The 13935-nt window shown below is 71.1% G+C and carries 10 protein-coding genes; 3 read left to right on the top strand and 7 right to left on the bottom strand.

Going from position 1 to position 13935, the window contains the following annotated elements:
* The first annotated feature begins 137 nt into the window (after positions 1 to 137).
* The 3 genes from sdhC to ACFFR3_RS17080 are packed head-to-tail and all read left to right on the top strand — an operon-like array spanning position 138 to position 3608.
* Positions 138 to 926, top strand: coding sequence for a succinate dehydrogenase subunit SdhC (sdhC, locus tag ACFFR3_RS17070; RefSeq protein WP_355424269.1), 789 nt, complete (start codon positions 138 to 140; stop codon positions 924 to 926).
* A 13-nt stretch (positions 927 to 939) separates the two neighbouring features.
* Positions 940 to 2844: a fumarate reductase/succinate dehydrogenase flavoprotein subunit gene (locus ACFFR3_RS17075; RefSeq protein WP_345389987.1), complete on the top strand. Its 1905-nt coding sequence runs from the start codon at positions 940 to 942 to the stop codon at positions 2842 to 2844.
* A complete protein-coding gene (locus tag ACFFR3_RS17080; protein WP_345389990.1) occupies positions 2841 to 3608 on the top strand; it encodes a succinate dehydrogenase/fumarate reductase iron-sulfur subunit in 768 nt (255 codons plus the stop codon). Before ACFFR3_RS17075 ends, ACFFR3_RS17080 begins: the two co-directional genes overlap by 4 nt.
* Before the next feature lie 308 nt (positions 3609 to 3916).
* Here the strand turns inward: ACFFR3_RS17080 and ACFFR3_RS17085 are convergent, their stop codons facing one another.
* The 7 genes from ACFFR3_RS17085 to ACFFR3_RS17115 all read right to left on the bottom strand — a co-directional run bounded on the left by ACFFR3_RS17085 (position 3917) and on the right by ACFFR3_RS17115 (position 13931).
* Positions 3917 to 5257, bottom strand: a complete 1341-nt coding sequence (locus tag ACFFR3_RS17085; protein ID WP_379483417.1) for a hypothetical protein — start codon at positions 5255 to 5257, stop codon at positions 3917 to 3919.
* A gap of 98 nt (positions 5258 to 5355) precedes the next feature.
* A complete protein-coding gene (locus ACFFR3_RS17090) occupies positions 5356 to 6969 on the bottom strand; it encodes a hypothetical protein (RefSeq protein ID WP_379483418.1) in 1614 nt (537 codons plus the stop codon).
* A 65-nt stretch (positions 6970 to 7034) separates the two neighbouring features.
* Positions 7035 to 7424 carry a (deoxy)nucleoside triphosphate pyrophosphohydrolase gene (locus ACFFR3_RS17095; protein WP_364371455.1) on the bottom strand — a complete coding sequence of 130 codons (390 nt, stop codon included), beginning with the start codon at positions 7422 to 7424 and terminating at the stop codon, positions 7035 to 7037.
* Positions 7421 to 8515 carry a C40 family peptidase gene (locus ACFFR3_RS17100; RefSeq protein WP_345390005.1) on the bottom strand — a complete coding sequence of 365 codons (1095 nt, stop codon included), beginning with the start codon at positions 8513 to 8515 and terminating at the stop codon, positions 7421 to 7423. Before ACFFR3_RS17100 ends, ACFFR3_RS17095 begins: the two co-directional genes overlap by 4 nt.
* Positions 8512 to 9138, bottom strand: coding sequence for a hypothetical protein (locus tag ACFFR3_RS17105; RefSeq protein ID WP_345390008.1), 627 nt, complete (start codon positions 9136 to 9138; stop codon positions 8512 to 8514). The genes ACFFR3_RS17100 and ACFFR3_RS17105 overlap by 4 nt, the downstream gene beginning before the upstream one ends.
* A gap of 3 nt (positions 9139 to 9141) precedes the next feature.
* A complete protein-coding gene (locus tag ACFFR3_RS17110; RefSeq protein ID WP_379483419.1) occupies positions 9142 to 11457 on the bottom strand; it encodes a type IV secretion system protein in 2316 nt (771 codons plus the stop codon).
* Positions 11454 to 13931 (bottom strand): ATP-binding protein, encoded by a 2478-nt coding sequence (locus tag ACFFR3_RS17115; RefSeq protein WP_364371463.1) that lies wholly within the window; start codon positions 13929 to 13931, stop codon positions 11454 to 11456. The genes ACFFR3_RS17110 and ACFFR3_RS17115 overlap by 4 nt, the downstream gene beginning before the upstream one ends.
* Positions 13932 to 13935: the final 4 nt, after the last annotated feature.

Raw genomic sequence — 13935 nt, forward strand, 5'->3', positions numbered from 1 at the left:
ACAAAACACGATCCTGTCGTCGTAACGTATCCCCCACCAACGCGCGCCCGAGCGGATCCCGCCGTGTGAGCGCGCCCAGCGAAACGAAACCACGGACCCCCTGCGCGAAGGGTCCGCGGGAGGTGGAGAGGTCCGCGATGACCCAGACGACGCCCGAAGCTCCGGTCCGACGGCAGCGTGCGCAAGTGAGAGTACGCACCCTGCGAACAGACAGATGGTGGCTGGCCCCGCTCGTGACATTCCTCGGGCTCGCCTCCTTCCTCGTCTACGGCGTATGGGCGATCATCGACAACAGCATCTTCGTCGATCCGTACATCGCCCCGTTCGCCTCGCCCTGCCTGGCGGCGGTGACGTGTCCCGAGGGGGCGCAGCTGTTCGGGTGGGCGCCGATCGGCGACTGGTACACCCTGTCGCCCGGCCTGCTCATCCTGGCGCTGCCCGGCGGATTCCGGCTGACGTGCTACTACTACCGCAAGTCCTACTACCGCTCGTTCTGGCTCTCGCCGCCGGCCTGCGCCGTCCAGGAGCCCCACGGCAAGTACACCGGTGAGCGCCGCTTCCCGCTCATCCTCCAGAACGTGCACCGCTACTTCTTCTACGCGGCCATCGTGATCGGCCTCGTCCTGGCCTACGACGCGGTGCTGGCGCTCGTGCACAAGCCGCTCGGCCTCGGCAGCTGGATCCTGATCGCCAACGCCGTGCTGATCAACGCCTACACGCTCTCGTGCCACTCCTGCCGGCACATCACGGCCGGGCGGCTCAACCACTTCTCCCGTCACCCGCTGCGCTACCGGGCCTGGACGTTCGTCTCCAAGCTCAACGCCAAGCACCAACCCCTCGCGTGGGCCTCGATGTTCTCGGTGATGGGCGCCGACCTGTACGTCCGCCTGGTCGCCAAGGGCATCATCGCCTTCCCGTACGCGTAAGGACAGCTTTCAAGTGGAAAACACGCACAACACAGAGCGCCACGAGTACGACGTCGTCGTCATCGGCGCCGGCGGGGCCGGTCTGCGAGCCGCGATCGAGGCCCGCCAGCAGGGCAAGCGCACGGCCATCGTCTGCAAGTCGCTGTTCGGCAAGGCGCACACGGTCATGGCCGAGGGCGGCGCCGCCGCCGCGATGGGCAACGTCAACCCCGACGACAACTGGATGGTGCACTTCCGTGACACCATGCGGGGCGGCAAGTTCCTCAACAACTGGCGGATGGCCGAGCTGCACGCCAAGGAGGCTCCCGACCGCGTGTGGGAGCTGGAGGCGTGGGGCGCGCTGTTCGACCGCACCAAAGACGGCAAGATCAGCCAGCGGAACTTCGGCGGGCACGAGTACCCACGGCTCGCACACGTGGGCGACCGCACCGGCCTTGAGCTCATCCGCACCCTGCAGCAGCGCGTCGTCGCGCTCCAGCAGGAGGACTACGAGACGCACGGCGACCACGAGGCCTACATCAAGGTCTTCGCCGAGTGCACGGTCACCCGGCTGCTGAAGGACGGCGACGCGATCTCCGGCGCGTTCGGCTACTGGCGCGAGACCGGCAACTTCGTCCTCTTCGACGCGCCCGCCGTGGTCCTCGCCACCGGCGGCATCGGCAAGTCGTACGTCGTGACCTCCAACTCCTGGGAGTACACCGGCGACGGCCACGCCCTGGCCCTGCTGGCCGGCGCCAAGCTGATCAACATGGAGTTCATCCAGTTCCACCCCACCGGGATGGTCTGGCCGCCCTCCGTGCGCGGCATCCTCGTCACCGAGTCCGTCCGCGGCGACGGCGGCGTGCTGCGCAACTCCGAGGGCAAGCGCTTCATGTTCGACTACATCCCCGAGGTCTTCAAGGACAAGTACGCGACCACGGAGGAGGAGGGCGACCGCTGGTACACCGACCAGGCCAACAACCGGCGCCCGCCGGAGCTGCTGCCCCGTGACGAGGTGGCCAGGGCGATCAACGCCGAGGTGAAGGCCGGGCGCGGCTCACCCCAGGGCGGCGTCTTCCTCGACGTGTCCACCCGGCTGCCCGCCGAGGAGATCAAGAAGCGGCTGCCGTCGATGCACCACCAGTTCAAGGAGCTGGCCGACGTCGACATCACCGCCGAGCCCATGCAGGTGGGCCCGACCTGCCACTACATCATGGGCGGCGTCGAGGTCGACGCCGACACCGGCTCGTCCAGCGTGCCCGGCCTGTTCGCGGCCGGCGAGGTGTCCGGCGGCATGCACGGCTCCAACAGGCTGGGCGGCAACTCGCTGTCCGACCTGCTGGTCTTCGGCCGGCGGGCGGGCGCGGGCGCGGCCACGTACATCGACTCCCTGCCCGCCCGGCCCAAGGTCGCGGCCGAGCAGGTGGAGACCGCCAGGGAAGAGGCGCTGGCCCCGCTGGGCCGCAGCGGCGAGAACCCGTACGAGGTGCACCACGAGCTCCAGCGGACGATGAACGACCTGGTCGGCATCATCCGCAAGGCCGAGGAGGTCTCCGAGGCGCTCGGCGTGGTCGAGAAGCTCAAAGAACGCGTCCGCATGGTCGGCGCGGCCGGCTCGCGCATCTACAACCCCGGCTGGCACCTCGCGATCGACCTGCGCAACATGGTGCTGGTGTCGGAGTGCGTCGCGCGCGCCGCGCTCATGCGCGAGGAGAGCCGCGGCGGGCACACCCGCGACGACTTCCCCGGCATGAGCCCGGAATGGCGCCGCAAGCTGCTCGTCTGCTCCACCGAGGACGGCTCGACGGTCAACGTGGAGGTGAAGGTCCAGCCGCCGATGCGCGACGACCTGATCAGCCTGTTCGACCGGGACGAGCTGAAGAAGTACCTCACCGACGAAGAGATGGCCGAATTCGACAGGATAGCGAAGACGTCATGAGCTACAAGGCAAAGTTCAAGGTCTGGCGCGGTGAGGGCGGCGAGGGCCGGCTGGAGGACTTCACGGTCGAGGTGAACGAGGGCGAGGTCGTCCTCGACATCATCCACCGCCTCCAGGCGACCCAGGCACCCGACCTCGCCGTACGGTGGAACTGCAAGGCCGGCAAGTGCGGCTCGTGCAGCATGGAGATCAACGGCAAGCCGCGGCTGGGCTGCATGACCCGGATGTCCACCTTCGAGGAGGACGAGACCATCACGGTCACGCCGATGCGGACGTTCCCGGTCATCAAGGACCTCGTCACCGACGTGTCCTACAACTACCAGAAGGCCCGCGAGGTGCCGTCCTTCACGCCGCCCGCCGGCGTGCGGCCCGGCGAATACCGGATGAAGCAGGTCGACGTCGAGCGCTCGCAGGAGTTCCGCAAGTGCATCGAGTGCTTCATGTGCAACAACGTCTGCCACGTCATCCGTGACCACGAGGAGAACAAGACCAACTTCTCCGGTCCCCGGTTCCTCATGCGGATCGCCGAGCTGGACATGCACCCGTACGACGTGGCCGACCGGCAGGAGGCGGCCCAGCAGGACCACGGGCTCGGCTACTGCAACATCACCAAGTGCTGCACCGAGGTCTGCCCCGAGCACATCAAGATCACCGACAACGCGCTGATCCCGATGAAGGAGCGCGTGGTGGACCGCAAGTACGACCCGCTGGTGTGGCTGGGCAACAAGATCTTCAGGCGCGGCGCCGACACCACCAAGCCGTAGCCCGCTCAACCGAAAGGGCCGGTTACCCCCGCGGGGGTCACCGGCCCTTCGCCGTCTACGGCCCGGCACGCTCGCGCCCCTCAGAGCCTCCGCGCCTTCTCGGCCCGTGCCCCCAGGGCCTCCGCGCTCCCTGGCCCGGCGCTCCCTGGCCCGGCGCTCCCTGGCCCGGCGCTCCCTGGCCCGGCGCTCCCTGGCCCCGCGCTCCCTGGGCCCGCGCTCCCTCCCTGGGCCCGCGCTCCCTCGCTCGGCCCGCGCGCCCAGCGCTCACCGGCCCCGCGAGCTGTCCGCCCGGCGCCTCGGGCGGTTCGCTACTTCTTCTTCCTGCCGAAGAGGCGGCGCTTGGAGTCGGGCATCTCCTTGGTCGGCTCCTGCGGCTGAGCCGCCTGCTCCTGCTCCTGCTCCTGGGCCGGAGCGTCGGGCTGGGGCTGGGGTTGGGGCGGGAGAGGCTGGATGGCCGTCGCCTCGCCGTCGGCCGGCACGTACGGCGGCGGCTCATAGTCCTTGGCCGGCTCGAACAGCCCGCGCTGATGCTGCTGCCACGGCTCCGAGTCGCCCGACTCGGCCGCCGAGGCCGGCCCGAGCGGCTGGTCCTGGTCAGGATCGTACGGGCCGGCCCCACCCGGCGGGATGTCCGCCGCCACCGGCTCCGGCGGGATCACCGGCTCGAACGGGTCACGCTCACGGGAGGCCGGCGGCTCGCTGTAGGAGTCGAACTCGTCCGGGTGCAGCACCACCGGCTCCTGCGGCGGCTCCGCGTAGGGGGTGGTGGGTTCCTGCACGTACCCCTGCGGCGGGTAGGGGTGGTGGGGGTCGTACTGGGGCGGGGTGGCCGGCGGGTAGGTCTGCACCGGCACGAAGCTGATGATCGGCGCGTACGCCGTACCGCCCGGGTAGCCGGGAGCCGCGAACCCGGCCGTCGCGTAGCCGGGGCCCGCCGGGTAACCGCCGGGCGGCATGGCCGCCGCGTCCGGGGGCAGCTGCGGCCCCGCCTTCCGTACGGCGGCCGCGTGGGCCATCCTGCGCAGCCGTCCCTCGAAGATGAGCACCGCGAACAGCGCGAGCAGCACCAGCACCAGCGCCGGGATGCTGAGCTTCTGCGTCAGCGTGCGCTGGTCGTACTCCGGCGCCGCCTGCCGCAGCTCCAGCGGCACCTCCTCGGTGGAGGCGGCCTGCGTCTGGCTCGGGGGCGTCTCCGGGGTGGTGGCCGCGTCGGTCGGCGCGACCGTCGGCAGCTCCACCGACGCCTCCGCCGTGGGAGTGGTCGAGGTCACCGGGGGGACCTCGATGTCCTCCTGCGTCGGCAGCGGCTGCGGGGCGTGCGTGGGGGTGGTCTGCGGGGTGGGCGTGCTCTTGGTCTTGGTCGGCTTGGGCGTGGCCGTCTTGCTGGGAGTGGCCTTGGTCGGGGTCGCCGTGACGGTCTTGGTGACCGTGGTCTCCGGCGCCTCCTCGTCGCTCTCGGGCGGCGGCGGCTGGCCGGCGGTGGCGGTGACCGTGACGGTGACGTCGGTCTCCGGCGGGTCCAGGTCGCACACCTGGCCGGCGTCACACCCCTCAATGGGGTCCATCGCCACGGAGGCGCTCGCACTCTGCATGATGAACGGCGCCGCACCGGCACCCGACAGGGTGAGTGCGAGGACGATAGCGGACACGGCCGTCACTCGTGTGCGTGCCACCGGTGCCCTCCGCGTAGTCCCGGAACCTTGGTCAAGGGAATACTAGTCGGGTCAAAGTAACAGTAAAGACGAAATTAGAACACCTTTCTCTGGTTACGCCACTTTTGTACCGTGACAACGAGCCACAAGCCGCTCATCAGCACGGCGATGGCCGCCACGACCAGGGGAAACGCCTTCGGCCCATCAATCGGGCTCACCCACGCGACCGGCTTGACCGGCTTCGTCCGTACGCCCATTTCCCATGGCAACGGCGCTTCACCCCCCGGCAACCCCCCGTCCCCCACAACGCCACCCACCGTTCCAGGCATACCTCCAGCCGCCACACTAGGAGCCACCCCAGGCACGCCACCGGGCGCGGAACCCAAGGCGCCCCCAGGCGCAGGCACCGCCTCCGGCATCACCAGCCCCGCCGCACCCGCCCCATCACCACTCACGCCCGCATTCCCGGTCACCCCCGGATTCCCGGTCACGCCGGCATTCCCGGTCACCCCGGCTGCGGCCTCCCCCGCCACGCCCGCGTCCACGCCTCCGACACCCGACTGCGCCGCCGCACCGGCCTGCGCCTGGTTCCCCGCACCGGTCACCGCACCGGTCCTCGCCCGCTCCCCCGCGCCGGCCGCCGTTCCGGCCCGCCCCGCGCCCTTGCGCGCCACGCGGGCGTCGCCCGCGCCTCTCCGTGTCGCGCCGGCGCGCGCCACGCCGCTCTGAGCGGTGGCCGTTGCGGGGCTGGTCGCGGTTCTGTCGGTGGGGGTGTGGGGTGCGCTCTGGGCGGCTCGGGTGCCGGTGGGTCTCAGGCGGTGGGCGGGGCCGCTGAAGGTGGCGGCGTCTCCTCTGATCGGTCCGCGCACCTGTACGGCGGCCGTCCTGCTCATGGTCGTCAGCTTCTTGCCGTCCCGCATCCTGGCCACGGCGGCTACCACCACCTGTCCGGCCCCCTCCGGCGCTCGCACGGTCACGTCGACCGCCTTCGTCCCGGACACCTTCCCCAGCGCGCACACCCGCGCCCCCGGCACCACCGCGCCGTCCGGCAGAGCCTGGACGTGCTTCGCGTCTTCCAGGACGGCCTGGGCGCTCGTCGGGTCCGCCGACGAGGCCATCCTGGCGGCGCCGGCGGCGGTCAGGGCGCGTGCGGCCAGCGCCCCCGCCGCGACCGTGCGACCCGTCACCTGCACCTGATCCACCGGCACGGTGCCCACCTCGGCGGCCCGGTGCCCACCTGCCGTCGCAGGCTGAGCCGCACCCGCGATCGGCGGCACCCCACCAGAACCGCCCGCGACCACCCCAGAGGCCGCCCCCGCCGTCCCAGAGCCCGCCCCGGCCGCCGCAGAGTTGGCCGCCGCAGAGTTGGCCGCCGCAGAGTTGGCCGCCGCCGTCCCAGAAGCCATGGGACCGGCCGTGGTCGCGCCGGAGGCCGCCGACAGTGCGGCGGTCTTGGTGTCGGGAGGTGTGGCGCATGACACCTCGGCCAGGGCTTCGGCCGGGTCGGCGGCGACCGCCACCCGTGTGCCCCTGGCCATCCCGTTCACCCGCACCCGGAACCGCTGCGTGTCCCCGGTCCTGACCCACTTGCCGACGTCCTCGGCCCCGTTCATCCGCTCAAGCACCAGCGACACCCCGGTCGCCGCCACAGGCACGGACGGCACCGCCACCAGGGTCAACACGCCGGCGACGATCCACCCACGCCGCATCGCTCCCCACTCCCCCGCCGCGACAAATTACTCGTAGTAATCATTGTGTCACAGAGAGGAACGGCCTAATCCTCCGGGAGCAGGTTCTCCACGGCCCTCATGATGGGCAGATCAGCGGAAAGCCAGGCGACGTCGTAATACTCGCCCGGCCCGAGCCAGCGCAGCGCCAGATGTTCCTTGGCCACGGGCTCCCCGGAGGCGAGGGAGCAGAGCCAGACGCGCATGACGTACCCCTCGGCGAGCGGCCAGTCGGCCCCCACCCGCCGCCCGACCGCGACCTCGACCCCGATCTCCTCCCGGCACTCGCGGACGAGCGCCGCCTCATCGCTCTCCCCCGGATCCACCTTGCCGCCGGGGAACTCCCACCCACCGGCGAGCGCGGCGGGCTCGGCGCGCTGGGCGGCCAGCACGCGCCCGCCGGGGGCCACGATCACGGCTGCGACGACTGTTCTCATAGGGCAGGATTCTGCAGCTTCTTGAGCTGCTCCAGCACAGCGGGGTTCTGCAGGGGACGGGTGAAGCCGACGCGGTTCTGGCGGGCTTGGTAGCTGGTGACCTTGATGGGCCCGCACAGCCGGCACCGCGCCTCCAGCATCTTGCCCTTGGAGACGACGAGCCCGACATGGCCGGGGTTGTTCGGCGCCGTGCCGGGCCCGGAGTTGAAGAACACCAGGTCACCCGGCTGCTCCTCGCCCGCCTTGATCTTCACGCCGAACGGCCACTGCCCGAACGTCGTCCGCGGGATGGACAGCCCCGCCGACCGGTAGGCCGCGTAGATGACCCCGGAGCAGTCGAACGCGTCGGGCCCCGTGCCGCCCCACAGGTACGGCTTGCCGCGCTGCGCCAGCGCGAACTGCAGGATCTTGGCCACCACGTCACTGGGCGCCGCCTCGACGAGGGGCTCGTCGCAGTCCTCGGACGCCTGCGGCGGCACCTTCACCTCACCCGACTTGGCGTACTTCCTGGCGATCTCCTCGACCTGGTCGACGTACCACCAGGCGCGGTTGTAGACGAACAGCGCCTGCCGCACGTTCTCGGGCGCGCCGTTGCGCTTGAGCATCTTGGCGGCGCCGAGAATGGCGTCGGCCGGGTTGTAGACGTCGCCGACGCCGTCACCGTCGCCGTCGGAGGCGTACCCGTTGAACGTGGACGACATCGGCACCCTGGCCTTGCCGCCCCACGTGGAGATCAGGAACTGCATCGGCCCCGCCGCGCCCGCGTGGTTGGTGCCGCTCTTGACGCCGGGCAGGTCGGACCTGCCGTGGTCGGTCTCGCGCTTGCCGACGGCGGCGAGGATGTTCCACTGGACGCCGATCTTCTTGCCGTACTCCTTGTAGAGCTCCAGGTAGTCGTCGGGGATGTCGGAGGAGGCCGAGTCGGAGACCTCCTCCACCTGCGCCTGGTCGTCGCAGTCGACGGTGGTGCCGCCGTTGCTGAGGAACGACGGCATCGACATGAGCAGCAGCGGCGAGACGACGACCGCGACCAGGAGCAGTAACCCGGCCAGGCCGACGAGCAGCGCGATGCGTCCTCGTGTGAGCTTCACCCGGAGGTGTCTCCCTCCTGGCCCTCGGTGGACGGGAGGATGTCGTAGATCCGCCAGTCGCTCCCCGACTGGCTGACCGTGACGGCGTACTCCTCGCTCGCCTGCTTGTCACCGCTCTGCGCGGCGATCTGCCGGGTGGCGGTGACGACGAAGACGATGGAGTTCTTCTCGACCTGCCTGATCTCCTTGAGACTGGCGGTGGCGGTGGAGACGATCTGGTCGTTGCGGTTCTGCTCGACGGTGCCCGCCGAGGTGAGCGTCCTGGCCAGCGTGTTGCCGAGCTCGGGCGTGGTGTACGCCTTGAGCCTGGCTGCGTACGCCGCCGGGTCCTCGTCGAAGCGGAAGGTGCCGTACTCGGCGGTGAACCGCTCGGCCAGGTCCGCCGCCGCCGCGAGCTGCTCCTTCGACATCGGCAGGTACGAGTAGACGTCGAACGGCGCCGCGCTCGCGGTCGCCAGCGGCGTGCTGGACACCACGGCCGAGCCGGTCGTACGGGCCGCGGGCGGCTCGGCCTGCTCCTGGTCGGGCGTGTCGGGCCACATCGTCAGGTAGATGCCGACCGCGGCGATGACCACGACGACGGCGGCGAAGGCCACCCCCCGCCTGTCACCTGGCTGCGCCATGTCTCAGTCCTTGTCGGGGTTGTTCGGCTTGAGCCAGAACGGCACGGAGGGGCTGTCACCTCCGGAGCCGCCGCCGTCACGGCTGCTGCGCAGCCAGAGCGGGGGTGCCTCGGAGGTGCGGGATGAGGGCTCGTCGGCGCCGAAGATCCTGGGGCCTGGCGAGGTGCCACCGCCCGACCTGCCGCCGCCGCCCGTACGGGACGAACCGCCGAACAGCCCGCCGCCGCCGGACCGCGACCCGTTGCCGCCCGAGCCACCCGACCGCGACCCGCCCGACCGCGACCCGCCGCCGCCGAACAGCCCGCCACCCGAGCCGCGCGACCGACCGCCGCCGCCCGAACCGCCCGACCCGCCGGAGCCGCCGAAGCGGGAGCTGCGCGTGCCGCCGCCCGAACCGCGGGTGCCGCCCGCGGAGCCGCCGCGCCTGGCCCAGCCGCCACCCGACGCCCCGCCGAACCAGCCCCCCGACCCGGCCCCGGCTCCGGAACCTCCTGAAGCGCCGTTCGTGGTCGGGCCGCCGACCCGGGGACCACCCGCTGCCGGACCCCGCGTACGTCCCTGACCGCCGCCCAGGTTGAGCGGCGGCGCGGTGCCCCTGCGCGGCTCGGGAACAACGCGCCCGGCCGCCTTGCCGCCCTGCTGGTCGGTGTCGAGGGGAGCCGCCGTCGCCGGTACGCGGGTGCCGGAGGGCGTGCCCTCCCCTTCCTCCCCGCGTACGCGGACCTGCCCGGCCGCCATCGAGCCGGCCGCCGAGGCCGCCGCGCCCGTGCCGCTGACCGCGCTCGCCGCCCTGACGATGGGCTCGGCCTTCCGCAGCCCCCAGCGTCCGATCCTGGCCGAGGCGACCGGCGGCAGCACCCCCGCCGACCGCTCGAGCACCGGCGAGCCGGCCGCCTCGCCCAGCATGCGGGTGGCGACCGTGTGGCCGCTCATCGAGGCGAACAGGTGCTGGAACGGCCGCCGGTAGAAGAACACCGCGATCGTCAGCAACGCCATGAACAGCACCTGCATGCCCCACGGCATGGCGGTGGAGATGATGAGCGCGTACCCGTAGACGAGCACGCTGAGCACGATGGTCAGCACGGCCTGCCGCAGCAGTGTGCCGATGAGCATCTCGACCCAGCGCATGGCGATGATGCGGCCGCTGCCCGGATGGACGCCGATCAGCAGGAAGATCGGCCCGAGTATCAGGAGCAGCAGGAAGCCCACCTTGAGCACCAGCAGCGAGACCGCCACGAGGAAGATGAGCAGCCCGGCCACGAGCGCGGCGATGAACGCGCCCACCGCCACGCCGAGCCGGTTGGACCAGTCGCGCCCCGAGAAGGTGGCGTAGCGGGGGTCGTTGCGCAGCTTGTCGGCCAGGTCCGCGTATTCGGACTGGCGGGCTCCCACGTCTGGCGCCGCCTGCCCGGCGACGGCCTGCGGGACCGACTGCATCTCCAGCACCTTGCGGCCCCAGTCGCGCACGATGGGCTGCTGCGGGTCGGCGGTGCCGAACTGGCCCACCAGCCACGGCTTGCAGACCAGCGTGGACCACAGCGCGTCGGCGTTCTGGTCGACGCCCGGGGTGCCGGTCTGCGCGTAGCCGCCCGCCCTGACCTGCGCGTCGGCCTGGCCAGGCGGCTGCAGGCAGGACGCGCCGCCGGCGCCGGGCAGGCCGGCGAAGGCCGAGTTGACGACCTCGCCCGTCTTGTCGGTGACGACCTTGCCGAGGCCGGTGAAGTCGCCGGGCCGGCTGAAGAACCAGACGGCCACGGTGACCGCCAGCACCATCCAGATGACGCCCTCGGCGGTCGTGGTGGCGCGCTTGCGGATCAGGCCGTACCAGGCGAGCCAGATGGCGCCGAGGATGACGATCGGCCGGAGGAAGGGCCAGTACATGGCGTTGGACAGGTTCGTGACGATGTCGTCGACGACGTCCTTGATGGACTGGAGCGGTCCCTCGGTCGCCGCCGCCTGGTACGTCGTGATCGTCAGCCGGTCGACCGCCTTGGCCGCGGTGAAGATGCCGTTGGCCCACATGTTGCCCAGCACGGCCACGTAGTCGGAGCAGGTCAGCTCGTGCGTGTGCCAGAACTGGCCGCTCATGCCGAACTGGGCGTAGTTGGTGGTCGCCGCGGGCTGGGCGCCCTCGGGCACCGGCGGCTGGATCAGGCCGTCGACACCGCTGCCCACCATCTCGGGCGACAGCGGGCCCGACAGGTCACAGGGGGCCGCCGCGACCGGTGTGGCCACCGCCCCCACCACGATCGGAACCACCAGGATGCCGGTGACGAGCGCGAGCGTCAGCGCGAGTCGTCGGGATAGCCGGATCTTCATGACCGTACCTCCTGCGCCCTGCCCACGCCCCCTTGAAGATCATCATGCCCGGCGCCGTCGGGTTTGTCGTGTGTCGGGTTCGTGTCGAGCCAGCGGAGAAGTTCCTCGGAGATCAGGTCTACTCCGATGCGGCCCGCCCTGCCATCCAGATCGCGGAATACGCATTCGCCGTTGCCCAGCGAACGCAGCACGGCCTTGTGCTCCTCCGACGACTCCACCCCGAGCAGGGACATGACGTGGTCCACCTCCACCCGTTCGGTGGACCTGAAGGCGAAGACCGACGACAGGCAGTTGGTCACCTGTTCGTTGAGCAGGTCTCCGGCGTTCTGCGACACCAGGACGAGCGCCGTGTTGCGGGAGCGGCCCATCCTGCTCACCTCGGGCACCAGCTTGGCGCCCTCCGGCGTGGACGTGATCGCCCACGCCTCGTCCAGGAAGATCGCCTTGGGCGCGCGGCGGTCGAGCCCGTTCATCAGCCGGCGGGCGAACTGGGAGACCAGGTAGAGCAGGGCCACCGAGAGCCGCTGCTCGTAGGAGTAGTCCTCCCTGCCGGTGGTCACGTCGGGCAGCGTCAGCCCGCCCAGCGTGAACACCGTCGTCCACCCCTCGGTGTCGATCTGCTCGCCGCCCGACGGGTCGAAGCAGAGCCGCGCCAGGTGCATCTCCGACATCGAGCGCAGCACCGCGCCGAGGTTCTTCGACGCGGCGTCGTCGGCCCGCTCCAGGTAGTCGACGACCTTGCCGAGCGACGGGTCGGAGCCGTTGGAGACCGCCGCGACCGCCTGGATCATCGCCGACTCGCGCTCCTCCGACATGCGCGGCAGCAGCAGCCGCAGCGTCTCGGTGGCCATCGTCTTCTTCGCCGCGATGTCGTCGCCGAACGAGAACGGGTCGAGCAGACCCGGCGCCGCCGAACCGAGCGGGATCACCCTCGCCTTGCGCCCGCGCTTGTCCAGCAGCTGCACCAGCGACTCCGCGTCGCCCTTGGGGTCGATGACCGCGACCGTCACGCCGCGCAACGCCATCTGGTAGATCATCAGCAGCGCCAGCGTGGTCTTGCCGCCGCCGGGCTCGCCGGTGATCGCGATGGCCGTCGGCCTGTTACGGGTCGCCGCCACCAGCGGGTCGAAATGCACGATGCTGCGCGCCCTGCCGACCGTCTCCCCGATGTACGGCCCCAGCCAGCCCTCGCTGCCCTCGCCCAGCCGGTCGCCGAGATCGACCGTGGCCGTGGCCATGCCGCCCGCGATCGTGCGCAGCGGCTGCCGCTGGGCGTAGGCGTTGACCCTGACCTTCTCGCCCGGCAGCGCCTCGCAGAACAGCGAGAACTGGTCGCCCGTCGAGTTGACCACGTCGATGCCCATGTCGCGGTAGTGCTCCACCACCGCCTCCACGCGCTGCACGCAGATGTCCTCGGTGGGGGCCGAGATGATCAGGCGGTGCCAGCCGTACACGAAGGGCAGGCGCTCCTTGGTGATGCCGTGCTCCAGCATGCGGGCCGCGTCGATCTGCTCGGCCAGCGCCAGCGGCGCCTCCGCGCCCGCCTCCCTGATGTGGTGGTCCATGTCGCGGGCGTGCGCCAGCTTGCGCGCCACGTCCTTCGACGCCTTCACCGGCGGGATCAGCCGCATCCGCGAGGAGATCTCCACCGGGAACGGCAGCTGGTCCGCGAAGTGCATCCACGGCTCGCCGTCGGGGAACGGCATCAGGTCGGGGAAGCGCGCGAACGACAGATGCGCGACGTACGAGTCGCCCTGGGGCTGCACGATCCGCAGCAGCGACCTGCCGTTGTGGATCTCCCCCTCGACCAGCGACTCGATCTCGCCCCTGCCCCAGCGCCGCCGCGGGCTCGCCGACGGCGGCGGATCACCGAGCGAGCCCGCCGCCGCGTGCTGGAACAGCCACGCCACCTCCGTCGAGGTGGCGTGCCTGGCGTAGAGCGCGCTCGACGCGAGCGCCCTGCCGAGCCGCTCGGCCGACTCGGTCCACCGGCCGATCTCGCTGTCGGGTACGTGGTCGTCCTCCATGCCCAGCGTCTTCTCCGTCTTCTGGTAGAAGCCGAAGAGCTGGGAGAGCACGCCGCTGCCGAGCTGCTTGCCGCGCGGGCCGAGGCGCACCCCGAGATAGACCTCCTTGGTCCAGAAGTCCTTCGCCCAGACGTGCCGGTACATCTCCTCGAGGTAGTCGCGCCAGCCGGGCCCCTCGTCGGAGGTGGCGTTCAGCGCCATGGCCCACTCCGCCGCCGGATAGGTGCGGTGCGCCACCCGCAGGTGGACCTCGGCGTCGGGCATCCTGATCGCGGCCAGCGCGATCGTGATGTTGGTGGCCAGCGCCTCGCGCTCCTCCGGCGTGACGAACTCGTAGCTGACCGTGGGAAGCCGGAAGTAGGCCCATGCGCAGGTGTCCGTGAGCAGGATGCGGTCGTCGAAGTAGCGGACCGCGAGGCGCTGATGCGCTCGGGACGCCCTGCTCATGCCG

The sequence above is a fragment of the Nonomuraea salmonea genome (assembly GCF_042428605.1).
Lineage (GTDB): Bacteria > Actinomycetota > Actinomycetes > Streptosporangiales > Streptosporangiaceae > Nonomuraea > Nonomuraea salmonea.

What these genes read in the sequence shown, in the direction of transcription:
- sdhC (WP_355424269.1), top strand. Translation starts at nt 138, where the DNA reads ATGACCCAGACGACGCCCGAAGCTCCGGTCCGACGGCAGCGTGCGCAA.
- ACFFR3_RS17080 (WP_345389990.1), top strand. Translation starts at nt 2,841, where the DNA reads ATGAGCTACAAGGCAAAGTTCAAGGTCTGGCGCGGTGAGGGCGGCGAG.
- ACFFR3_RS17090 (WP_379483418.1), bottom strand. Translation starts at nt 6,969, where the DNA reads ATGCGGCGTGGGTGGATCGTCGCCGGCGTGTTGACCCTGGTGGCGGTG.
- ACFFR3_RS17095 (WP_364371455.1), bottom strand. Translation starts at nt 7,424, where the DNA reads ATGAGAACAGTCGTCGCAGCCGTGATCGTGGCCCCCGGCGGGCGCGTG.
- ACFFR3_RS17105 (WP_345390008.1), bottom strand. Translation starts at nt 9,138, where the DNA reads ATGGCGCAGCCAGGTGACAGGCGGGGGGTGGCCTTCGCCGCCGTCGTC.
- ACFFR3_RS17110 (WP_379483419.1), bottom strand. Translation starts at nt 11,457, where the DNA reads ATGAAGATCCGGCTATCCCGACGACTCGCGCTGACGCTCGCGCTCGTC.
- ACFFR3_RS17115 (WP_364371463.1), bottom strand. Translation starts at nt 13,931, where the DNA reads ATGAGCAGGGCGTCCCGAGCGCATCAGCGCCTCGCGGTCCGCTACTTC.